At 45.4% G+C, this 21,804-nt stretch carries 19 protein-coding genes and 1 tRNA gene; all 20 read left to right on the top strand.

The genetic code is table 11. The features are described 5' to 3' along the window. Positions 1-12 precede the first annotated feature (12 nt). The 20 genes from NLML1_RS04280 (at position 13) to NLML1_RS04185 (ending at position 21,800) form a co-directional block, all read left to right on the top strand. A complete protein-coding gene (locus NLML1_RS04280; protein ID WP_285441544.1) occupies positions 13-345 on the top strand; it encodes a LexA family protein in 333 nt (110 codons plus the stop codon). A 41-nt stretch (positions 346-386) separates the two neighbouring features. Further along, positions 387-461 (top strand) — tRNA-Asn (locus tag NLML1_RS04275). A 106-nt stretch (positions 462-567) separates the two neighbouring features. Then, a complete protein-coding gene (locus NLML1_RS04270) occupies positions 568-708 on the top strand; it encodes a hypothetical protein (RefSeq protein WP_285441543.1) in 141 nt (46 codons plus the stop codon). A 251-nt stretch (positions 709-959) separates the two neighbouring features. Then, the gene (locus NLML1_RS04265) at positions 960-1,334 is read left to right on the top strand and encodes an ASCH domain-containing protein (RefSeq protein WP_285441542.1); all 375 of its coding nucleotides are present in this window, start codon (positions 960-962) and stop codon (positions 1,332-1,334) included. Positions 1,335-1,484: 150 nt separating this feature from the next. Next, on the top strand, positions 1,485-2,453 hold the full coding sequence (locus tag NLML1_RS04260; protein ID WP_285441541.1) for a S66 family peptidase: 969 nt from the start codon (positions 1,485-1,487) through the stop codon (positions 2,451-2,453). A 75-nt stretch (positions 2,454-2,528) separates the two neighbouring features. Beyond that, positions 2,529-3,203 (top strand): response regulator transcription factor, encoded by a 675-nt coding sequence (locus NLML1_RS04255; protein WP_285441540.1) that lies wholly within the window; start codon positions 2,529-2,531, stop codon positions 3,201-3,203. Continuing rightward, complete coding sequence (locus NLML1_RS04250) at positions 3,200-4,168, top strand: sensor histidine kinase (protein WP_285441539.1); 969 nt, start codon at positions 3,200-3,202, stop codon at positions 4,166-4,168. The genes NLML1_RS04255 and NLML1_RS04250 overlap by 4 nt, the downstream gene beginning before the upstream one ends. A 120-nt stretch (positions 4,169-4,288) precedes the next feature. Further along, positions 4,289-5,194, top strand: coding sequence for an ABC transporter ATP-binding protein (locus NLML1_RS04245; protein ID WP_285441538.1), 906 nt, complete (start codon positions 4,289-4,291; stop codon positions 5,192-5,194). Continuing rightward, entirely contained in the window at positions 5,191-5,970 is a 780-nt protein-coding gene (locus tag NLML1_RS04240; RefSeq protein ID WP_285441537.1) for an ABC transporter permease, read from the top strand. The genes NLML1_RS04245 and NLML1_RS04240 overlap by 4 nt, the downstream gene beginning before the upstream one ends. A gap of 42 nt (positions 5,971-6,012) precedes the next feature. Then, entirely contained in the window at positions 6,013-6,552 is a 540-nt protein-coding gene (locus tag NLML1_RS04235; protein ID WP_285441536.1) for a kinase, read from the top strand. 158 nt (positions 6,553-6,710) lie between these two features. Continuing rightward, positions 6,711-8,846, top strand: coding sequence for a ribonucleoside triphosphate reductase (locus NLML1_RS04230; RefSeq protein ID WP_285441535.1), 2,136 nt, complete (start codon positions 6,711-6,713; stop codon positions 8,844-8,846). Continuing rightward, on the top strand, positions 8,794-9,537 hold the full coding sequence (locus NLML1_RS04225; RefSeq protein WP_285441534.1) for an anaerobic ribonucleoside-triphosphate reductase activating protein: 744 nt from the start codon (positions 8,794-8,796) through the stop codon (positions 9,535-9,537). Before NLML1_RS04230 ends, NLML1_RS04225 begins: the two co-directional genes overlap by 53 nt. Next, a complete protein-coding gene (locus NLML1_RS04220; protein ID WP_285441533.1) occupies positions 9,522-10,184 on the top strand; it encodes a ferredoxin--NADP reductase in 663 nt (220 codons plus the stop codon). The genes NLML1_RS04225 and NLML1_RS04220 overlap by 16 nt, the downstream gene beginning before the upstream one ends. Beyond that, the gene (locus NLML1_RS04215; protein ID WP_285441532.1) at positions 10,181-12,601 is read left to right on the top strand and encodes a Rad2 family DNA repair protein; all 2,421 of its coding nucleotides are present in this window, start codon (positions 10,181-10,183) and stop codon (positions 12,599-12,601) included. The genes NLML1_RS04220 and NLML1_RS04215 overlap by 4 nt, the downstream gene beginning before the upstream one ends. Before the next feature lie 48 nt (positions 12,602-12,649). After that, positions 12,650-14,755 (top strand): DUF262 domain-containing protein, encoded by a 2,106-nt coding sequence (locus NLML1_RS04210; RefSeq protein ID WP_285441531.1) that lies wholly within the window; start codon positions 12,650-12,652, stop codon positions 14,753-14,755. Between the two features lie 56 nt (positions 14,756-14,811). Continuing rightward, positions 14,812-15,465: a RadC family protein gene (gene radC, locus NLML1_RS04205; RefSeq protein ID WP_285441530.1), complete on the top strand. Its 654-nt coding sequence runs from the start codon at positions 14,812-14,814 to the stop codon at positions 15,463-15,465. Between the two features lie 30 nt (positions 15,466-15,495). After that, entirely contained in the window at positions 15,496-16,989 is a 1,494-nt protein-coding gene (locus tag NLML1_RS04200) for a class I SAM-dependent DNA methyltransferase (RefSeq protein WP_285441529.1), read from the top strand. Then, positions 16,982-19,039, top strand: a complete 2,058-nt coding sequence (locus NLML1_RS04195; protein ID WP_285441528.1) for an ATP-binding protein — start codon at positions 16,982-16,984, stop codon at positions 19,037-19,039. Before NLML1_RS04200 ends, NLML1_RS04195 begins: the two co-directional genes overlap by 8 nt. After that, complete coding sequence (locus NLML1_RS04190; protein ID WP_285441527.1) at positions 19,036-20,202, top strand: restriction endonuclease subunit S; 1,167 nt, start codon at positions 19,036-19,038, stop codon at positions 20,200-20,202. Before NLML1_RS04195 ends, NLML1_RS04190 begins: the two co-directional genes overlap by 4 nt. Continuing rightward, positions 20,199-21,800, top strand: a complete 1,602-nt coding sequence (locus tag NLML1_RS04185; RefSeq protein WP_285441526.1) for a TIGR04141 family sporadically distributed protein — start codon at positions 20,199-20,201, stop codon at positions 21,798-21,800. Before NLML1_RS04190 ends, NLML1_RS04185 begins: the two co-directional genes overlap by 4 nt. The last annotated feature ends 4 nt before the right edge of the window (positions 21,801-21,804 follow it).

Here is a 21,804-nt window from a genome sequence, read left to right as displayed (position 1 = left end):
TATACTAAAGGCATGCAGCCAACAAAAAAGCAAAAAATACTGCTAGATTTCATCGATGGCTTTATCAAGGGTAATGGCTATAGCCCGACGCTGCGGGAAATTATGCAGGCACTGGGGTATAAGTCGGTCTCAACGGTGGCGAAGCATGTCGATAACCTGGTGGCGGCCGGGATGTTAGATAAGCGCGACGGCGAGGTGCGGTCACTGGCGCTGTGCCAGTCGGAAAAAGAGGCGTGGTGGCAAAATTTGGCAAAGGAGATTAAGCAGCGGGAAGCGATGGATGATGAGAAATCGCGCCTGGAGACAGAGATCTTGAAAAAAGCCCTGGAAATCGTCCGCCGGTAACTTTACAACTGATTGAAAACTCGCTATAATACGACACGTATTCCGGGGTAGCTCAGCGGTAGAGCGGTTGGCTGTTAACCAATAGGCCGCGGGTTCGAACCCCGCCCCCGGAGCCAAGAAAAGACACTTCTACGGAGGTGTTTTTTCTTTGTTCCTTGAAATACGATTCGGTACCATACGAAATTCCACATCAGACTGATGCTGGTGGCGGCTAATTTTGCCATGCTCAAACCAAAAGTGCTGGTTATTCCGAACAGTTGGACGAGTAGCCATATGACGACTGGTTGTAAAATCCACAGGCCAGTGACGGTGATGCAGATGAACTGGACGATTGGCTGGCGGACTTGCGGCATAAGGGATTGATGGCAGTCGACCAAGCTTATGGCGATGCTTGGGTGCGACTGATGGCTCGCGGCAAACGGCTGGTGTAGCGAATTTGGCCAGAGGCGCAGGCGATAGCCGTTTAAGGTTTGCCTAACCTAAAGATTTTATTGTAGTTTGGTAGGCATGCCTAGCAGAAACACGTTTATAGGCTGTGCTATAATTTTACTATGACACCGCTGCTGGCTAGGGGTTAAGAAAAACTATAAAAAAGATACAACACTGTAGGAATTATGAAAATCTGGTACTCAGGACGAGAATCAAAATTACTCGACGATATTATCGCCGGGCGGAAGACGGTTGAAGGTCGGTTGAATCGTGGAAAGTTTGCCGAGTACCGAGTCGGCGATAAGATTCGCCTGCGCCGCGATGTTCGCGATGCCGAAGGAATACTACACGACGGCGAACCAGATCAAGCACGCGTGGAGATTATCGCCATCCGCCACTACAATTCCTTTTTAGAAATGGTGCAGGTCGAGGGTTACCACCGTGTTATTCCGCACGCCACCAGTGCCGAAGCTGCCGCTGCCGAATACAACAAATATTATTCTGCTGCTGACCAAAAACATTATGGTGTGCTAGCAGTGGAAGTTCGCTCATTGCTTTAATCTTTCAGTATGGCTATGATATGCTGAAACTATGATGAATTTACTCTCAATCCATCATCATCTCCACATGTAAGCAGGAGGTGTTTTATTGCTGTTTTATGCCTCCTGCGGGAGGTTTTTTGATTAATTAATTTTTAGGAAAGGAAATATATGATACCAGATAAATTACAGCCAGGCGATGAAGTGAGGGTAATTGCACCAGCGCGCTCAGCGAGCGATATTGACGAAAGAGTTTTAGATCGGGCGAAAGTAGCCCTAGAATCACTTGGGCTAAAGGTTACGTTTAGCAAAAATGCTTTTTCTCGAAATCAGCGAGGTTGTCCGACGGACGATGAGAAGGTTGAAGATTTACACGCAGCATTTATGGACGAAAACGTGAAGTGTATTCTGGCGGCTATCGGCGGATTTAATTCCAACCAGCTGCTTGGTAAAATTGACTGGCAAATTATTAAAGACAATCCGAAGCTCTTTGGTGGCTTTTCTGATATTACCGTCCTCAATCATGCGATTTTGGCAAAAACTGGGCTGGTGACTTATGCGATGCCAAATTTCTATTGTTTTGGTTTGCTACCAGAGGCTAATTATTCGTTGGAGTATTTTCGGCGGTGTTTGTTTGCGGATAATCCGGCAGAATTTATCGTTCAGCAATCGGAAATATTTTACGATTTTCCGTGGAATTATGACGAAGCTTCGCCGCGCCAAGCTTTGGAAAATAATGGGCCGCGAGTCGTGCAGAGCGGGTCGGCTGAAGGGGTGATGATTGGCGGTAATCTTTGTAGCCTGAACTTGTTGAACGGTACGGAATATTTTCCGAAAATTGAAGACGATAGCTATGATTCAATTCCTGAAACGCTTGAGCGTCACGTGCAGGCATTGATGCAGCAGTCATTTTTTCGTCAGATAAAAGCAATTTTGGTTGGGCGTTTTCAGGGCGAATCTCGGGCGATTGACGACATGATTAGCGACATCATTCTTTCAAAGAATATCGATTCAAAAATTCCAGTGGTGGTCAATCTTGATTTTGGTCACACCGACCCGAAGTTCACGTATCCTGTCGGCGGTAAATGTAAGGTTGTAGCGGGAGATGGTACTAGAATTGTCATTCATTGCGACGACTAAGCGACTTTTGAGCGAGGAGCTTTAAGCAATTTTTCAGATGTCTGTGTTAAAGTTGAAAAAGAGGACAATTAGTTAATGAGAATTTTACTAGTAGAAGACGACGTAGCCATTGCCCGGTCGCTGAAAGAAGGCTTGGAAGATGAAGCCTATGCGGTTGATGTGGCGCATGATGGCGATGAGGGGTATCGGACGGCGACGGCGGATGAGTACGATGTGATTATTCTTGACGTGATGCTGCCGGAAATGAATGGCTATGAGGTCTGTCGGGCGCTACGCAAAGACGGTAATCAGACGCCGATTTTGATGTTGACAGCGCGTGATGCCGAGCGGGATATTGTCGAAGGCTTGGATATGGGCGCTGATGATTATTTGGCGAAGCCGTTTAGCTTTGAGGTGCTATTGGCGCGTCTTCGAGCGTTGTTGCGCCGTCCGAACGAGAGGCTGGAAGAAGTCTTGCGGGTTGGTGATTTGACGCTTGATCCGAGTCTGAAAAAAGTAATGCGGGCGAATCAGGAAATTAACTTGACCGCCAAAGAGTACGGCGTCTTGGAATATCTGATGCGCAACGCTGGCAAGGTTTTGTCCAAAGAGCAAATCATCTCGCACGTGTGGGATTTTGATGCCGATGTCTTGCCGAACAATGTTGAATTATTCATCATGTTTTTGCGCCGAAAAATCGACAAACCATTTGACTCAAAATTGATTCACACTGTCCCCGGCTTTGGCTATAAACTGGAGGATAAGTCATGAAACAGCAGCGCGTTAGGCGTCTAGCGCTGAGCTACTTGGCGGTGATTATGACGCTGTCGCTAGCCTTTAGTGTGATTATTTATGCCATCACTTCTGTGCAATTAAATCGTCCATTGCCACCGAGCGAACACGCTCAGCAGCCACCAGAGCTCGTCGAACGTCAGTTTAGTCGCCGCCTGGAGCAGCGCAACCGCGAAACCCGTGGGTCGGTCGTTATGTCATTGATAGTACTGAACGGCGTGATGTTGTTGATTGGGTATTGGTTGAGTTTGCTGTTGGCGCGGCGAACCTTGACGCCGATTGAGCGGGCAATGCGGGCCCAGGTGCAATTTGTGTCGGATGCTAGTCACGAGCTGCGGACGCCACTGACGGCGCTAATGACCACCAACGAAGTGGCGCTACGCAAAAAAACGCTGGATGAGAAAAAGGCGAGAGCGGTATTTCAGCGCAATATTGACGAGGTTGAAAAATTGTGTGAGCTGACGGACAATTTGTTGCAACTTACCCAGGTCGATAATCAGCAGATTGAAAAACAGGCGGTCGATATGGCGAAACTTGTCCGCGACACGGTTGATCGCTATCAGCCGGTGGCTGACAAAAAACAAGTAGTGCTAGATATGCAAGTGCCGTCAGTAACGCACACGGTCGCAGTCGCGGCGGCGGCGCAAATTTTGGGTACGCTGATCGATAACGCCATCAAATATTCACCGCCAGGCAGTACGGTAGTCATTCGGCTGGACGGGCAAACGCTGTCAGTCGTTGACCAAGGTATTGGCATCGCCAAACAAGACCAGGCGAAAATTTTTGACAGATTTTATCGTAGTGATGAGGCGCGCACGCGTGGGCACAGTTCGGGCTATGGACTCGGACTGGCTATCGCTAAGGCGGTGGCTGACAAAAACGGCTATCAATTGAGCGTTAAAAGCGAACCAGGTCAGGGCTCTACTTTCAGTTTGCATTTCTGAGAGTTGGCTAGCTGAGACTACTTACAATTAAAGAAAGTTACGTTTTGGTTTGGTGGCGTAAACCCCTACCATGTTATATACTTAAACCATAGCAAGTAATGACTATAAAAAGGAGTCGTTATGAGTGATACTTCACCGCTGATATTACACGGGCTGACCAAGTGCTTTGGTCATAAACTGGCAGTCAACAATGTATCGCTGGAGCTACGCGAAGGCGAGGTGTTTGGTTTTCTTGGGCCGAATGGTGCGGGTAAAAGTACAACGATTCGGTCGGTGATGGATTTTTTGAGGCCGACGGACGGCTGGGTAGAGTTGTTGGGCGGGAAGAGTGTTGAGGAGCGAACAGCCCTTCATGATCAGGTTGGTTATCTGGCGGGCGACATCGCCCTGTATGAAACTATGACTGGCCGGAAATTGCTGAAATTTTTGGCGCGGACGGGTCGGAAGGTTGATTGGCGCTATGTTGATGAGTTGACTGAGCGTTTTGAGGCGGCGCTGGATCGACCGATTCGCCAGCTTTCCAAGGGTAATCGTCAGAAAATTGGTCTGATTCAAGCCTTTATGCACCGCCCGAAATTGCTAATTTTGGATGAGCCAACCAGCGGGCTGGATCCGCTGATGAAGCAGGTATTTTATGACTTGGTGCGCGAAGCTTCCGAGCAAGGCGCCACAGTGTTCGTCAGCAGTCACGACCTGGCTGAAGTGCAAAAAATTTGCCACCGTGCTGGCTTTATTCGCGATGGAAAATTGATTGCCATTGAAAATATTGCGACCATGAAACACCTGTCAACGCACCGCTACATTGTGACCTTTGCCAAAAAACCGTCCCTAGCGGCAGCCAGAAAACTACCGTCCATCACCGACGTTCAACACCGTGGCGACGAATATGAGTTCACCGTCAAGGGCGACGCGACGGAGTTTGTCTCGTTCATCGCCGAATACCAACCAAAACTATTGCGTGAATCAGAGTTAGAACTAGAGGAGTTATTTATGCGGTATTATGAAGGCGAGGAGGCAAAGCGATGATGTGGCAGACGGTGCGGCAAAATTACAAGTTGCCGCTGTTTTTGGGTATTGGTGTTAGTGTTGTGGCGGTGTTGTTTTCGGCGCTGTTCAATAAATTTAGCGATCAATTAAGTCCGTTTGTCAGCATGATGCCGGCTGGCATGAAAGCGGTGGTTGGCGATTTGGCGATTGGCACCACGCCAGAAGGCTGGCTGAGCATTGAGCTATTTCCGCTAGTGGCGATGGTCGGCGTGGTGATTACAGCGATTATTTTAGGCGCTGGGGTAATTGGCCGAGAAGAAGATTCGGGCACGCTGGAGTTACTGCTTGCTAGTCGACGGACTCGCGTGACGATTGTACTGCAAAAATATGCGGCGATGGCAGGATTGTTGGTGATTCCTCCAGTGTTATTGTGTATGACGATTGCGCTCATCGGTCCGTTGTTCGACTTTCACCCAAACCTCACGCACGTTGTCGGGGCTTGTGTGAGTTTGTGGTTTTTGGGGCTTAGTTTTGGTAGCCTCGCCTTTGTCACTCAGGCAGTGACAGGTAGGCGCGGGCTGGCTGTCGGTGTTGGTAGTCTAATTTTTCTAGGAATGTATGCCCTGTCAATTACCGCCAAGCTGATCGAAAGTTGGAAAGACTACGATGTCTGGTCGCTGATCCATTATTACAATATTCCGGGTACTTTGATGGACGGGTTGGACTTGGGGAAATTGGTCGTTTTGGTTTGTGTGAGCTTGGTGGCACTCGGCGTGGCGCTGATCGGATTTTGTCGGCGAGACACGGGGGTGTAATACGGAGACTGTCGTTATAATCTATGATTTGTTGGAGCGTACGTGACAGCCTCTCATCCACTAATCATTCTCCGTGGTAATTCTGGTTGCGGTAAAACCAGTACGGCGCGCTTGCTCCAGCGTCAGCTAGGCTACGGCACGATGTTGGTATCGCAGGATGTGGTGCGGCGGGAGATGCTTCGCGTGAAAGACAGTGAAAGCAACCCGGCGATTCAGCTGATTTATGATCTATGTATGTACGGCAATAACGTTGGTTATACGGTGATTCTGGAAGGTATTTTGAGCAATAAAAAATACGGCGCGATGCTGCGTCGGCTGCTGGATGATTTTCAGGGCGAAAAACTGATTTATTATTTTGACATATCATTTGAGGAAACGGTGCGCCGCCACGCCACTAAGCCAAACGCTCATGAATTTGGCGAATCGGAGATGCGCCAGTGGTGGAAAGATCAGGACGTTTTGGGTGTGCCAGGCGAGCGGCGAATTGGCGAACGGCTGACTCAGGCAGAGATTATTGATATGATTCACTGCGACATTTTGGCGTTATCAGAGGAAACAAATACTTCCGCCTCTCATATGTAAATAATACAATGTATTTTCGTTGACAAACGCTATATATCGCGTGTATATTCTATATTAAGCACTAGATATGGTGTTTTAGAAAATAAATAACGTTTTTTGCAACACGAGCCCCTCGGGGAGGTTGGGGCTGGTTTGTTGTTGCCAGAATAAGGAGGGGTATGTATAAATCAATCAAAAAACGCGACGGTCGCACAGTCAAATTTGACCGTAAAAAAATTGAAAAGGCCATCGAGAAGGCGGGCCTGGAGACCGGCGAGTTTGACGCCAAACAGGCCGTCAAACTGACCGACAAGGTGCTAGCGGTACTAGAAACCCGCAACCAAAAACGCTTGCCGGGCGTCGAGGATATCCAGGACATTGTCGAGGATACCTTGATTGATTCTAAGTTTAAGAAAACTGCCAAGGCTTACATCATCTACCGTGACCAGCACAAAAAATTGCGTGAAATTACGTCCAATGCGCACGTCGATTTGATCGATAAATACGTCAATAATCTAGACTGGAAAGTCAAAGAAAATTCCAACATGGGCTATAGTTTGCAGGGCCTGAATAACTACGTTTCGGCGGAAATTACCAAGACCTACTGGCTGGATAAGATTTATTCGCCGAAAATCGGCCGGGCGCACAAAGAGGGTGATTTGCATATTCACGACCTCAATTTACTGAGTGTCTACTGTGTCGGTTGGGATCTGATGGATTTACTGCGCCAAGGTTTCACTGGCGTTAAAAACAAAGTTGCTTCCAAGCCGGCCAAGCATTTCCGTTCAGCTCTTGGGCAAGTGGTCAATTTTTTCTACACCCTGCAGGGCGAGGCGGCTGGTGCCCAGGCGTTCTCCGATTTTGACACACTCTTAGCGCCGTTCATTCGCGCTGACAAGCTGAGCTATGACGAGGTTAAGCAAGCGCTGCAAGAATTCGTCTTTAACGTTAACGTGCCAACGCGGGTTGGTTTCCAGACGCCGTTTACCAACATCACGCTTGATCTGGAATGCCCGAAGCATATGGCCGGCAATCCGGTGATCATCGGCGGCGAGATGCAGGACACCAACTACGGCGATTATCAAGAAGAGATGAACATGCTTAATAAGGCGCTGCTGGAGGTGCTGTCTGAGGGCGACGCCAACGGCCGGGTCTTTACCTTCCCGATTCCGACGGTCAATATTACTAAAGATTTCAACTGGGATAATCCGGTCATTGAAAATCTTTGGGAAGCTAGCGCCAAATACGGCATTCCGTATTTCTCGAATTTCATCAATTCCGACATGGATCCAGAGGATGCGCGCTCAATGTGTTGTCGCTTGCGCATCGATAATCGCCAGCTGGAGTATCGCGGCGGCGGGTTGTTTGGCTCGAATCCGATGACCGGCTCAATTGGTGTGGTGACGATCAACTTGCCGCGATTAGCGCTGAAATCGAAGAACGAGAAAGAGTTTTTCAAGGGCTTGGGCGAGCTGATGGATATGGCGCGCGACAGCCTGGAGACCAAACGCAAGGTGCTGGAGCAGCTGACTGATTCGGACATCAGTCTGTATCCGTACACCAAGTTTTATCTGCGCGATATTAAAAAGCGCTTCAACGAGTACTGGAAAAATCACTTCTCGACCATCGGTTTGATCGGTACCAATGAAGCAGCGTTGAATTTGCTGGGCGTTGACATTGGCACTGAAAAGGGTAAGGCGTTTGCCGAGAAAACGCTTGATTTCATGCGTGACCGCTTGGTGGAATATCAGAAAGAAACGGGCAATAATTACAACCTGGAGGCGACGCCAGCTGAAGGCACGACCTACCGCTTGGCGCAGCTCGACAAGGCCAGCTTCCCTGACCGAGCGCACTTTGCCAATGGCTTGGGCGCGGCAGTTAAGCATCCGTTCTACACCAACTCCAGCCACTTGCCGGTCAATTACACCGACGACTTGTTTGAGTTGATGGATTTGCAGGATAATTTGCAGACTAAATACACGGGCGGCACGGTGATTCACTTCTTCCTCGGTGAGCGCATGGACGATCCGCAGACGCTGAAGAAACTGGTCAAAACGATTTGTGAAAATTACAAATTGCCGTACTTTACCTTTACGCCAAGCTTCTCGATTTGCACCAATCACGGCTATATCGTCGGCGAGCATCCAGAGTGTCCGAATTGCGGCGAAGCGACTGAGGTTTACTCGCGGGTAGTTGGTTTCTTGCGTCCGGTTGCTCAGTGGAACAATGGCAAACAAGCTGAATTTGACATGAGGGAGCATTATGACGATGCCGCCGAACACCAGCGAGCTTGCGCCGTCGCTGTCCCAGCTTAAGGTGGCGATTGGCGGGATTCAGAAGCTGTCGCTGGTGGACTATCCGGGGCACGTGGCGGCAGCGCTGTTTCTCTCTGGCTGTAATATGCGCTGCGGCTACTGTCACAACCCTGAGTTGGTATTGCCTGAGCGGTTAGCGCCCAGCATCCCGGTTGAGGAGGCGATGATTTTCTTGAAATCGCGTGTTGGTCGGCTAGACGGCGTGGTGATTTCTGGCGGCGAGCCGACGGTCAATGAGGATTTGCCGGTGCTGTGCCGGATGATCAAGAATCTTGGTTTTGATGTCAAGCTGGATACTAATGGCACGCATCCGGATATAGTACGCGGCATGGTCGAGGAGGGGACGATTGACTTTATCGCTATGGACGTCAAGGGGCCGCTAGAAAAATACGTGGAGATTGCAGCGCGGCCGATTGATCTGGAGGCTATCAAAGACAATGTTCGGCTGATGATTGATTCGGGAATTGGCCATGAATTTCGGACGACGATCGTCCGCGAGCAGCTGGAGGTGGCGGATTTTGAAAAGATTGGCGAGTTGGTCAAAGGCGCTAAACGCTTTGCCTTGCAGCATTTTCGCACTGGCACGACGATTAGCCCGAAGTTTGCCGGGTTTCACACCTTTACCGACGAGGAGTTCAGGGCCGCCCAAAACATAATGGAAAGGTATGTCGAGGAATGCGTGATTCACTAACTGTAGAAATTGTGCGGGTGCGCCAGGAAAATCCTGAGGTGACGACACTGTATTTCGTGCGGCCGTTTGACTTTATGGCGGGGCAATATATCACGGTGTTTATCGAGGGCAGCCAGGTGCGCGAAGGCAAGGCCTATAGTATTTCTTCGCGTCCGCATGAGGAACTGATGTCAATTACCGTCAAAAATGTTGGCGGTGAATTCTCCAGCTATTTGTGTTCGCGCCGCGTTAGCGATACGCTGCACATTAGCCGAGCGTACGGCGATTTCAATCCGCAAACTGAGCGGCCGTTGGTTGGCATCGCGGCGGGGTGCGGGCTGAGTCCGATTTGGAGCATTTTGGCGGATGCCAAGCAGCCGACCTTTCTCTATTTGAGTCAAAAATCGCCAGAATATATGGTGTTCTCGGAGGAGCTGTCAGCCTCATCCATTCAGGTCAACAAGTTTAGTACTCGCCAGCAGGTTGAGGAAACAGACTGCTGGCATAACGGGCGGTTTGAGGTGGCGAAGATTGTGAGCGAAGTGCCGAGTAATGCGCACTTTCTGGTTTGTGGCAGCTTGCCATTTGTACGCGATGTTTGGCAAAAACTAACCGCCGCTGGCGTCGACGAATCACATATTTCAACGGAGACATTTTTTGAGCAATGAGCAGGGTGGCGACGGCTGAATTGGGATTGGCGTCGACAGCCGTTGCTGACAACAACGGCGGTGGTTTTGATGTATTTTTGTCGTTGAGGAGCGGCGCTGGCGGTGAGGATTTTTCGTCTGGCATTGATGATATTGGTGAAGAAGTAAATATTGGTACAGACGAAGCAGCTGGTAAGCTTGACTTGGTAGCGGTGGCTGGCGGCAAAGAAAAGCTTGACACCGCGATGAGCGATGCGAGCAGCCAAGGTAATTCAAAAGTGCTGACGCCGGTTGACGCATTATCGCTTGCCGGCAAAAGCGAGATTAACTCGTCGGAAAACCAGATGAGTGATGAGCGAAGGGCAGCAATATGTCAAGGTGTGGCGAGCGCAGCTTGTGCTAGTTGCGCAGCACGCGACGACTGTCCGATTTTACGTATGCGCAATTTTGCTAATGAAAATTTGCAGCCAGCGCCAGAACGCGAATCATATTTAAGAGATTTGCTGAGTGACGACGATGACGGTATTGTCGTGGCGGGTTACGCTAATCCTGATAGCGGGGCGGATTCAACAAATGCAGATATCACTGAAACAAGTGACGATAAGACGGATAAACTAATTGAGCAGGTTGCGCCGCCGAATCAAGGTGATGAAATCCCGACTAGTGAAACAACAGAATCTCCAGACGAACCTGCGGATATTAAGGAGGCGGAACAATTGTTTTTGGAATCAGCAATTGTTATGGAAGATGCCGCTGATGATGTTGATGAGATTAGAGAAGCCCAGCCAGAAATTGTTAGCGAAGTGTCCGTCAATACATCTGGCGAGGAGTATTTTACCGAACCAACAGAGGAAAATCGTCCGTCAATAGAAATAAAACAGCAAACTCCTGCTATTATCTCTGACGCAGTAGATAAAGAAAGTGAGCAGCCAGCATTCGAATCTTCAGACATACCGACGCAAACGCAAACGAAAACTGTGTCGTCATCGCCGGGGGCAAGCGAGGATACTCAAACCGCTAACGAGAATAATACTTTGCCAAAAAATGAAACTGCTAACTTCTTGTCTGGCGAAGGTAAACCCGTCGATAGTGTTGTGGAAAATACATATGATGGCGATGAAACTACTGCGCCATCAAGTGTAAAAACACCATCAATTGAACGCCAAAAAGAAAAAGTTTTTGTTATAACAGGGTCAAAATCAGCCAATTTTGAGCCGAGCCGAGCAGCAGAAAATGATGAAAGTGCTACGCCAGTTTCCGAGCAGCAACACCTGGCAGCGCGATTTGACGCAGTAAGGGCGGATGAATCTGCGACCACGGGGCCAATTGATAATTCTGGTACGAAAGCATCAACAGACGCTCAACCTAGCGAGATTAGTATAGATGCGGCGCCGGATTATAATAATTTTGTCGAATCGACCGATGGCGTTGATGTCGAACAGCCCAAGCATGTAATTCCAACCGCATCTAATGTGTCGCCATATCAGGAGCAAGAGGACGCCGTTAATGTGTCGGCGGAATACGAAACAAACGAGACATCTACTGAAAAGATGGTTAATGCGGCCGCATCAATTCCAGCGAAAGAGCAGCCTGATCAGCCGGTGATTGTGTCATTATCAGCTCAAGATATCGTTGAATATGGCGAGGACAACGAAGCTTGGGCTGAGGAGGATATGGTGTTTTTTGTCGAACAACAAGCGCCGTCATCAGTAGAGTTGAACGTATCTTCGGCTGAAATGGTGACGATTGCGCTATCAATGGAGGCAACTACGGTGCGTGAAGAAGTCGATGATTTGAAACCCTCTGTGGACGACGAGATTAGTGTTGATATGGATTCCGCGGGGCAATTGGACAATTCTAAGGCGGTATCAGTTCCTGAAGTCACCAATGATTATGAGCCAGTAGAGCAGATAGTTATTCCTATCTCGCCAGCTGTTGAGCTAATACCTGATGTTGAGCTGGATGAGCCAGTAGTGGAAATTTTAGAGGAGCGCATCATGCCTCGCGAGGAGCGTGACAATATAGTTATGAAAGCATCGGAAAAAAGCGATTTGTTGTGTCTGGATGCTGAAGTTGAAACTATAACTATGGATACTAGTGGCATAGAGTCAGTCGTCGATTTGTCTGAAGCGCAAGCAGAACTTGCTGCTGCTGAAGTGTCTGAGGCGGTAGAATCTGAAGTGGACGAACAGAATGATTTGGCGGTTGACAGTTACGGTTATAATAGCGAAATGAGTGCCGTGAGTGACAATGTTTTGGTCGTAAAAAGCCGCCCATCTCCTGGCCTATGGCCGGACGACAGCCAGCTCAATCCGGAGGAAGAATTCACGACAACAACTCAATCAAGTGCAGACGACAGCTCATTAGTATCGCGGCTGGTTGGCATGTTTGTAGTGGCGATGTGCGTGGTGCGCGGCCGACAGTCAGTGAAAGTTTAGTAAACACATCGCCTAAAGAAGCAGCAATGAAGTAGTATAATTAGATATATGAAAGCGCTGCAAACTAACATTAAATTATTCTTATATACGCCAAACAAATTCTTTGAGATACCTAATTTTCAACGCCCTTATTCTTGGACAGCCGATAATGTCCAAATGTTTTTAGACGACCTTGAAGAGGTGAAGCGTGGAGATAAAAAGCATTATTTCGGCAGTATCGTGTATATCAACGACGGCGACCGAAGTATCATTATCGACGGTCAGCAGCGTGCAACGACAGTTTTGCTGATGATCACTGCAATTTACCATTTAGCGTTAGAGTCACCTGAAAAGCTTAGACTGGTAGCCGAGCAAATCAAGGACGAATATTTATATAACAGATATGCAAAACAATATGATTCGGAGGAAAATCGGATTAAGCTTCGGGCAGTGACCACCGACAATAAAATATTTGAGAAAATATTTAGCCAGGCAGAACTGACAGAATATGAGAAGAAAAGTAATTTGTATAAATCCTACCTCCAATTCTACGACTACTTTAGAAATCGTGATCATTTAGAACAATATATTGATACGCTTGATAACTTCGAGATTGTCACGATTATTCTAGACAAAGACGATGATAATCCGCAAAAAGTCTTTGAGAGTATCAATTCAACCGGCAAACCGTTGACAGATGGCGACAAAATCCGAAACTTCTCGTTAATGTTGCGCACCTCCGAAAAACAAGATTATGTTTTGACTAACTATTGGCAGTATATTGAAACATACCTAACCGATCCGCAGCGTGATGATATTACCGACTTCTTCCGCGTCTATTTGATTGCCAAGAACCAATCGGTCGTGAATACCGATAAAGTATACCCGGAATTCAAAAGAGTATTCGCTAAAAGTATTTCTAATGACCAGTCATACGAATCACTTGACGAATTTTACGGCGAGATTTTGAGAATATTAAAATACTATCGCTTTCTAAAGTTTGGCATAGACGAAAATAATGAATTTACAAAACTTAGTTCGGTGGCATTTACAATGCGTTATCTGAGGATTGAAGCGTTCTTCCCGTATGCCGTATCAGTCATGAAATATTGGCAAGCTGGATATTTGTCAGATGATGAAATTACCGAGGTATTTGATGTGCTACGTGTCTACTTTTCACGACGTATAGTCGTTAACTTATCGGCAACAGGCTTAGACAGCTATTTTGCCGGATTGCACAGAAGCATATTGTCAATTGTTGAACAGGACAATGCTGCATATCTCGAAGTACTGAAATACACCGTACTTTCGAAAAACGGGCGGATCCGATTGCCCCGAAATAATGAAATAGAGATGGCAATAAAGGCGAACTTCACCTACAATCAGCGCTCTTCCAATGTCATGTATCTGTTAACTGCGGTTGACGATGAGTCTAAGGACGTGTCGTTGCTAAGGCAGATTTACAACAAAGAGCTACATTTAACGATTGAGCACATTATGCCGCAGACTATAACCAAAGCTTGGCGGAGTGAGCTCGGCGAACGTGCCGATGAGATTCATGGCATCTATTTGCATGGACTAGCAAATTTAACGCTAACCGGTTATAACTCCGAATACTCAAATAAGAGTTTCCAGGAGAAATGTAATATGCCGAATGGGTTTGCCGATAGTCCGCTTAAGATTAATAGGACTGTTGCTAAATATAGTACCTGGAATGAGAAGACTATACTGGAACGTCAGCAGTGGTGGATTGATAGAATAATTAGTATTTGGCCGTTACCAACAAGTACATTTGAACCGCCGGTACTCGACACAAAAGTTAATATCTTCGACGATATTGATTTTACAGGAGCAGTGGTAAAAATATTCTATATCGGTGACGATTCGTATCCGGTAACGAGCTGGTCGCAAATTCTTGGCGTCTATTGCGAGTATCTGTACGACGAGAACCCTGATTTTACTGATCAGATTATGAACAGCGAAAAGACGAAAAATTGGATCAGTAATGATTCTAAAAGATTTTTTAATTCCGTAAAGATTCACGACACAGGGCTTGTGGTTGACGTAGCAACAAATACGAATCAAAAAATACGGCTCATGCACGAACTAGCGGAGATGTTTAATGTTGATAAAATCTCTATCAATGTTGAATTAACAAAGCCGATTGAACAGTAGGTATGCGTGCGGCTTGGCAACTTTAGTTTAGTTAGGGTGCTTGCTATACTGTCTATATGAGGATCTCTGACCGTCATCCGCTGGACCGGCCGCGTGAAAAGTTGGCGCGTTACGGTACGGCGCGACTGAGTGATTTGGAGCTGTTGATGGCGATTATCGGCAGCGGTAATGCTCGGGCCGATGTCGGTAAAATTGCGCGCGAAGTGCTGAAAATCGTACGTCAAAAAGGCGGCGATATTTCGTATGATGATCTACGTAGCGTGGTTGGATTGGGTGAAGCGAAAATCCCAGTTATTCTGGCGAGTTTGGAGCTGGCGCGGCGGTATTTGCTGGATAGTGACCAGCCAATTATTGACAGCCCAGAAAAAGCGGTTGAGTTGCTGTCTGACATTCGCGACAAAAAGCAGGAATATTTTGTCTGCTTGACGCTGGATGGCGCGAATCGTTTGATTACTAAACGGGTAGTGACCATTGGTACGCTGACCGCCAGCCTGGTACACCCGCGCGAGGTTTTCGCCGACGCCATTGCCGACCGTGCGGCCAGCATCATCGTGGCGCATAATCATCCGAGCGGGAGCTTGGAGGCGAGTCAGGCTGATAAAGATGTCACGAACAGGCTGGCGGAAGCGGGGAAACTACTTGGCATTACGCTTAATGATCATATTATTGTCACGAAAACTAGCTACAAGGGCCTGATACATTCACAGTAAACGACCCCCGAATCTGATATAATTACACGTATGAATATGAGGGATCTTGAAAGGCAGCTATGGGCTACGGCGGATAAATTACGGGGCAACATCAGCTCGTCGGATTATAAATATGTCGTGTTGGGGCTGATTTTTCTAAAATATGTTTCAGATGCGTTTTCGGTGCGATATCAGGCAGCGATTGATGAGAATTATGATCCTGAGGACCGGGATTGGTATTTGGCGGAGAATGTTTTTTGGATTCCCAAGGAGGCTCGTTGGGAGCACCTGGTGGCGAGTGCCAAGCAGCCAGAAATTGGCGTACTAGTTGACAGCGCCATGGAGGCAATTGAACGCGACAATCCAAGTTTGAAGGGTGTTTTGCCGAAAAATTATGCTCGTGAAGCTCTAGATAAGCGTCGCTTGGGTGAACTCATCGATTTATTTACAAATATCAAATTTGATACTGCCAGTTCCAAAGATTTGCTTGGTCAAGTCTACGAATACTTTATGGGTATGTTTGCTGATAGTGAGGGTAAGCATGGCGGTGAATTCTACACGCCGCGCTCCATCGTTAAGCTGCTGGTAGAAATGCTTGAGCCATACAGCGGGCGTGTGTATGACCCGTGTTGCGGTAGCGGCGGTATGTTCGTCTGGAGTGAGAAGTTTGTCGAGGAGCACGCAGGCCGCGTTAGCGATATCGCGGTGTATGGCCAGGAACTGAACGAAACGACTTGGCGACTCGCTAAAATGAATATGGCAATTCGGGGAATTGACGCGAATATCAAACGCGGCGACACCCTGGTGGATGACCAGCTTCTCGACCTGAAAGCTGATTATATCTTGGCCAATCCGCCGTTTAACATTAGCGATTGGGGTCAAGAACACTTGCAGGCTGACCCGCGCTGGAAATATGGTCTACCGCCAAAGGGTAATGCTAACTTTGCCTGGATTCAACACATGATTTACCATTTGAGCCCGCGCGGTACGGCAGGCTTTGTGTTGGCAAATGGGAGCATGAGTAGCCAAACCGGTGGCGAAGGTGATATTCGCAAGCAATTAATACTCAATAATATGGTTGACACTATCGTCACATTGCCGAGTCAGTTGTTTTTTAATGTCGCTATACCATGCTGTCTGTGGTTTGTGTCGCGCAACCGGGCGAACCGCCACGGCAAAGTGCTGTTCATCGATGGGCGTAATTTGGGCAAGATGGTCACCCGTCGTAACCGTGAACTAACCGCAGAAGACATTGCTCGGGTGGCGAAGACATATCATGATTATAAAACCGCCAGTGCGGATTACACTGACCAGCCGGGTTTCTGTAAAGTCGCTAATCTAGAAGAAATCAAGCAGCATGAATATGTGTTGACACCCGGTCGTTACGTTGGTGTTGAAGAGGCCGAGGAAGACGATGAGCCGTTTGCCGAGAAATTTGCTAGGTTGACAGCCGAGCTTGAAGGGCAGTTTGCGAGGAGCCGCGAGCTAGAAAAATCTATCTCTATAAACCTAAAAAGAATAAAAGAATCATATAAAAATGACTAACAGTACAGTATTAAAAGATAGTCTAGCAGAAGCAATTGTTTCGGACGAGATTCAGCTTGGTGGAGACGGAGTTAAATCTATATTAAGTGCTTATTCGCCACAGGAATCAATCGCCGAATATATTTGGAATGGATTTGACGCAGGTGCAACTAGTATAGACATTAGCTACGAAGAAAATGAGTTAGGATCGTTAAGAAGTATTACTATAGCAGATAATGGAAGTGGAATACCTCAGGGTTTATTGTCTGTGAAGTTTAAGCCTTTTCATGAATCGGAAAAGGCGCTAAATAAGACAGACTCCAGGCATCATTCTTTGGTGCATGGCAAAAATGGAGTGGGTCGACTTACTTTTTTTACGTTTGCAAATATTGCACGATGGACAACGGTATATGAAAAAAGCAGTAAGCTTTATAAATATGATATAGAAATCAAGTCTGATGATTTGCATAGTTATACGGGTGCTCATTCGCCTGTTTCTGAAATACCATATGAGCAGGGGACGTCAACAAAGGTTACATTTGAGGGGATACGCGAGCTGTCTTCGGGTAACATTGAGACTACCGTAAAACAATACCTGTTACAGGAATTCTGTTGGTTTTTAGGATTGTTCAAAGATAAGATGTTCTCTATATCTATTAATGGTAGCCCTATTGACTATAGAGAAATGATAGCTGATGAAAGGGATGAGAAGATTATTCACGATGCAACATCAACTCGCTTTGATGTTAAGTATATTCAGTGGAAGAAAAAACTAAATAAAGAATTCTCGCGATATTATCTAATAGATTCAACTGGCAAGGAGAACTATAAATCTACAACCCTACTGAACAATAAAGGCGATAAATTTTATCACAGTGTATATATAAAAAGTGATTATTTTGACATGTTCTCATACGAGGATAAAATCAGTCATGACCAAAGCCCTCTACAAAATAAAGAGCAAAAGTTTAATAGTAAGCAAGACGAAGAATTTAAATATGTCATTTCCGAGATGAATGAATACCTGCGTCGTATGCGTAGTCCTCATCTCCAAAAGATGGCAGATGATCTCGTTGATCGGTATGAAAAAGATAATGTCATCCCTGAGGTCAATAATAGCTGGGAAATTCCCCGCAATAACGAACTAAAAGCTCTTATAAAAGGTATTTATCAGATCCAGCCAAAAATATTTGGTGAAAGTGCTTCAAATATAGAGCAGAAAAAGACTTTTGTACACCTTCTGAACGCACTTCTGGACTCGAACCAGCGTGATCAAGTGTACACTATAATTGATGCTGTTGTGCGGCTTGACGCTCAAGAGCAGAAGCAATTAGCGGATCTATTAAAGGTGAATAAATTAGATGCCATAATTCAAACCATTAAGATGATCCAAGATCGTTATGTTACAATTGATGCTCTAAAAGCGATAGTTTTTAGTAACGACTTCAATTCTCGCGAGGTTGATCATGTACAAAGAGTTTTGGATCATAATTTTTGGGTTTTTGGAGAGGAATATAACCTTGTTTCCAGTACTGAAGTTAAGTTTGAAAAAGCATTGTCAGAATATCTATATATATTGCATGGTGGCAAAAAACAAAGCGTGAGTATGGAATCACCAGATAAAAATAAGGAGATGGACTTATTCTTGTGTAGACAAAGTCTTGAGAATAACCGAATCAATAATTTAGTAATAGAGCTTAAGAGACCTTCTGTTTTGCTTGGAGAGGACGAAGTGTCTCAAATTAAGAGATATCAGCGAACAATATTCTCAGATCCTCGATTTAATGGTGATAATACTTACTGGGATTTTATGCTTATTGGTAATAGATATGATACATCAGGCTATATAGAGGGTGAAATCGACACCAATAAAGGGCATGGGGAAAAAGAAAAAGGGTTAATATTTTCAAAGGATAATTGTAAAATCTACGTCAGAAAGTGGAGTGATATATTTGCAGACGTTGAGTGTAGGCATAACTTTCTTGAAGATAAATTAAAAACTGAACGCGACAGACTCGCGTCTGATTATGCGAACGCGGACGAGGCTACCGAAAGGGCAATAAAAAAATGACAAAAATGATCCTACTTGGTGAGGTTGCAGAGATTATCAAAGGTATTTCATATAGAAGTGCCGATTATTCTAATTCAGAAAATGGAATTGCTTTTGTTAACCTAAAGTCTGTTGCTAGGGGCGGGGGATATAATGCTGATGGCATAAAATATTACGCAGGACAAATAAAGCCATCGCAATATGTTGAGCCTGGCGACATCCTGATAGCAAACACAGATCTTACCCAGAATCGTGAAATCATTGGTAGTCCTATAATTATGCCGAATATAGGCAGAAGTGCTTGTTTTTCGTTGGATCTGTCAAAAATAATAGCGACAGATACAGAAGTCGTCGATCCTAGGTACCTTTTTTATTATCTAAAGTCTCCAATTGCTCGAGAGTATATGCTAGCACATAGTAATGGAAGTACGGTAATGCACTTATCGGTCAAAGCGGTGCCTAATATGGAACTTAATCTGCCGCCACTCTACCAACAAAAGAAAATTGCCGATATCCTCAGCAGCCTTGATGAAAAAATCGAGCTCAACCGCCGCATGAACGAAACCCTCGAGCAGCTCGGCCAAACCCTATTTCGCCATTATTTTGTTGATAATCCTGAGGCGAGGAGCTGGGATAAAAAACCACTTGATGAAATAGCTAATTTCTTGAATGGTTTAGCTATGCAAAAATATCCAAAAATCAATGGACAACCAACTCTTCCTGTAATAAAAATTCGAGAGATGTCCAGTGGAATAACGGACTCTACTGATATCGCCAGTGCTAATATTCCGGAAGAGTATATCATACGCGATGGTGATTTGTTGTTCTCGTGGTCTGGTACGTTGATGGTTAGGTTTTGGAGTGGTGGAGATGGTGCGCTTAATCAACACCTGTTTAAAGTCACCTCAGATAAATATCCTGAATGGCTATATTACTATTGGACAAAATATCACCTAGATCAGTTTATATTAATTGCTAAATCAAAAGCTACAACTATGGGTCATATTCAACGAAAGCATCTAAAACAGGCTGAGGTTATAGTGCCGCCAAATATTGAAGAGATGACATCAGAATTTACGTCAGTAATTGACCAAATAAAAACTAATTTATTTGAGACTAATTCTCTCGTGAATATTCGTGACGCACTTTTACTAAAACTAATTTCTGGAGAGATTGAAGTATGACAGCAGAACTAAAAACGAACAAACTATCAGTATATCTTATAAAGGACGGAATTGAAGATATAGCAGACATCTTTGACGATCCGTCGTCAATTAAAAATATATCTATCGATGACGATGCTACGCTTTACTATAGTAATTCTAGGCCTAAGCCACCCAGTTGGCTTTATGACTTTTTTGGCAGGGAGATTGCTGATAATCTGGATTTTGATCTTTATACGGCATACGTTAGTGCTGTTTTAATTGTAAATGTAAAAATTCAAACAGCACAATATCGTAAGTTTGCGGTAGCATTTGGATTGGGAGGTTGGCAGTTGTTAAAGCCGGGTTGCTATGAAGAGAGGTTTGGTCTAATGACCACATTAAACTTAATAAAAGCTGACTCTATTCGCAGTATTGACAAGAGTAGTGTGGGGTTATTTCCAAAACAGGCCCGAGAGCAGGTTATTGTTGCTAGTGAGGCAGCAGATTTTGGTATAGATATAGAGCAGGATTTAGTACGCGCAGTTACTGGAAAATGCTTAAATCAAGACTACGGGTCAATAATAACGGGTAAAGATTCTCTTCATATATCAGCTAGAGTTAATATATCTAACCTTAACGATAAACTTCGTGCTTATTTTCTTGCTTCAAAGCTCAGTGTCTATAAAGATAATTTCGATTGGATTGATCAAGTAGCCGAAGTAAAAGACCCTATAAAAGTTAGCTCTTTAAATGATATTTTAATTAGTAAGCTAAACTCTGAAGAGCATGGCACTGTATGGCTAGCGATCCCTGAAATTATTGATTGGAGTGATGTCAAAGGGTTTTTATTTATTGGAGATGTGAATTCTTTTGGCGATGATTTAGATCTAGATAATCTACTTGATAGTTTGCATAGTCGTGGCAAAGAAGTTGACCTTGATACTCTAAAAAAGCAGAAAATTGCCGCACTCAACGATAGTAATAACCAGGAGTTTAGGAGATGGTCAGCTTGGTCTTGCGTCTATGCTGAGGTAAGGGATGAGCATAACGGGATTTATATACTTAATAATTCAAAGTGGTATTGTGTTGAAACAAACTTTGCTAAACTTATTAATCAAGAATATTTATCAATAGTGGAGGAAGAGGAAATTTTGCCGCCCTTTGCAATAGAGGATTCTTCTGAAAATTCGTACAACGAAAGAGTAGCACGTATTAATGGGTTGACGCTTATGGATGCAAAAAATATACCGTATGGAGGTGGACATAGTAAGATAGAGTTTTGTGATCTATTTGATTACAATAGTTCTCGTTTATACCATGTAAAAAAGTACGGCGGATCGTCTGTTTTAAGTCATTTATTCAATCAAGGGCTTGTGTCTGCGCAGCTCATGCTTAGTGATGAAAATTTCAGGAAATCAGTAAATGATATACTACCGCCTTCGGAGCAATTTGTCCCCGTAGGGCAGAAGCCAGACGCACGGAAATATGAGGTAATATTTAGTATTATTAGTGAATCATCTAACAAGCTAAACATACCTTTCTTTAGTAAGGTCGCCCTTAAGAACGTTAAGAGAAGTCTCGAGCTTTATGGCATTGGCAAGGTAAGGTTGATAAAAATCCAGAAAAGTAAAGGATAGAAAT

This window comes from Candidatus Nanosynbacter lyticus (assembly GCF_030253515.1).
GTDB classification, from domain to species: domain Bacteria; phylum Patescibacteriota; class Saccharimonadia; order Saccharimonadales; family Saccharimonadaceae; genus Nanosynbacter; species Nanosynbacter lyticus_A.
The sequence above is the reverse complement of the archived record's forward strand: the minus strand, read 5'-3'. Positions and strand labels throughout refer to the sequence as shown.

Bases quoted from the DNA above. Each gene is read 5' to 3' on its own strand.
- NLML1_RS04280 (WP_285441544.1), top strand. From the start codon at position 13: ATGCAGCCAACAAAAAAGCAAAAAATACTGCTAGATTTCATCGATGGC.
- NLML1_RS04270 (WP_285441543.1), top strand. From the start codon at position 568: ATGCTCAAACCAAAAGTGCTGGTTATTCCGAACAGTTGGACGAGTAGC.
- NLML1_RS04265 (WP_285441542.1), top strand. From the start codon at position 960: ATGAAAATCTGGTACTCAGGACGAGAATCAAAATTACTCGACGATATT.
- NLML1_RS04260 (WP_285441541.1), top strand. From the start codon at position 1,485: ATGATACCAGATAAATTACAGCCAGGCGATGAAGTGAGGGTAATTGCA.
- NLML1_RS04255 (WP_285441540.1), top strand. From the start codon at position 2,529: ATGAGAATTTTACTAGTAGAAGACGACGTAGCCATTGCCCGGTCGCTG.
- NLML1_RS04250 (WP_285441539.1), top strand. From the start codon at position 3,200: ATGAAACAGCAGCGCGTTAGGCGTCTAGCGCTGAGCTACTTGGCGGTG.
- NLML1_RS04245 (WP_285441538.1), top strand. From the start codon at position 4,289: ATGAGTGATACTTCACCGCTGATATTACACGGGCTGACCAAGTGCTTT.
- NLML1_RS04240 (WP_285441537.1), top strand. From the start codon at position 5,191: ATGATGTGGCAGACGGTGCGGCAAAATTACAAGTTGCCGCTGTTTTTG.
- NLML1_RS04230 (WP_285441535.1), top strand. From the start codon at position 6,711: ATGTATAAATCAATCAAAAAACGCGACGGTCGCACAGTCAAATTTGAC.
- NLML1_RS04225 (WP_285441534.1), top strand. From the start codon at position 8,794: ATGACGATGCCGCCGAACACCAGCGAGCTTGCGCCGTCGCTGTCCCAG.
- NLML1_RS04220 (WP_285441533.1), top strand. From the start codon at position 9,522: ATGCGTGATTCACTAACTGTAGAAATTGTGCGGGTGCGCCAGGAAAAT.
- NLML1_RS04215 (WP_285441532.1), top strand. From the start codon at position 10,181: ATGAGCAGGGTGGCGACGGCTGAATTGGGATTGGCGTCGACAGCCGTT.
- NLML1_RS04210 (WP_285441531.1), top strand. From the start codon at position 12,650: ATGAAAGCGCTGCAAACTAACATTAAATTATTCTTATATACGCCAAAC.
- radC (WP_285441530.1), top strand. From the start codon at position 14,812: ATGAGGATCTCTGACCGTCATCCGCTGGACCGGCCGCGTGAAAAGTTG.
- NLML1_RS04200 (WP_285441529.1), top strand. From the start codon at position 15,496: ATGAATATGAGGGATCTTGAAAGGCAGCTATGGGCTACGGCGGATAAA.
- NLML1_RS04195 (WP_285441528.1), top strand. From the start codon at position 16,982: ATGACTAACAGTACAGTATTAAAAGATAGTCTAGCAGAAGCAATTGTT.
- NLML1_RS04190 (WP_285441527.1), top strand. From the start codon at position 19,036: ATGACAAAAATGATCCTACTTGGTGAGGTTGCAGAGATTATCAAAGGT.
- NLML1_RS04185 (WP_285441526.1), top strand. From the start codon at position 20,199: ATGACAGCAGAACTAAAAACGAACAAACTATCAGTATATCTTATAAAG.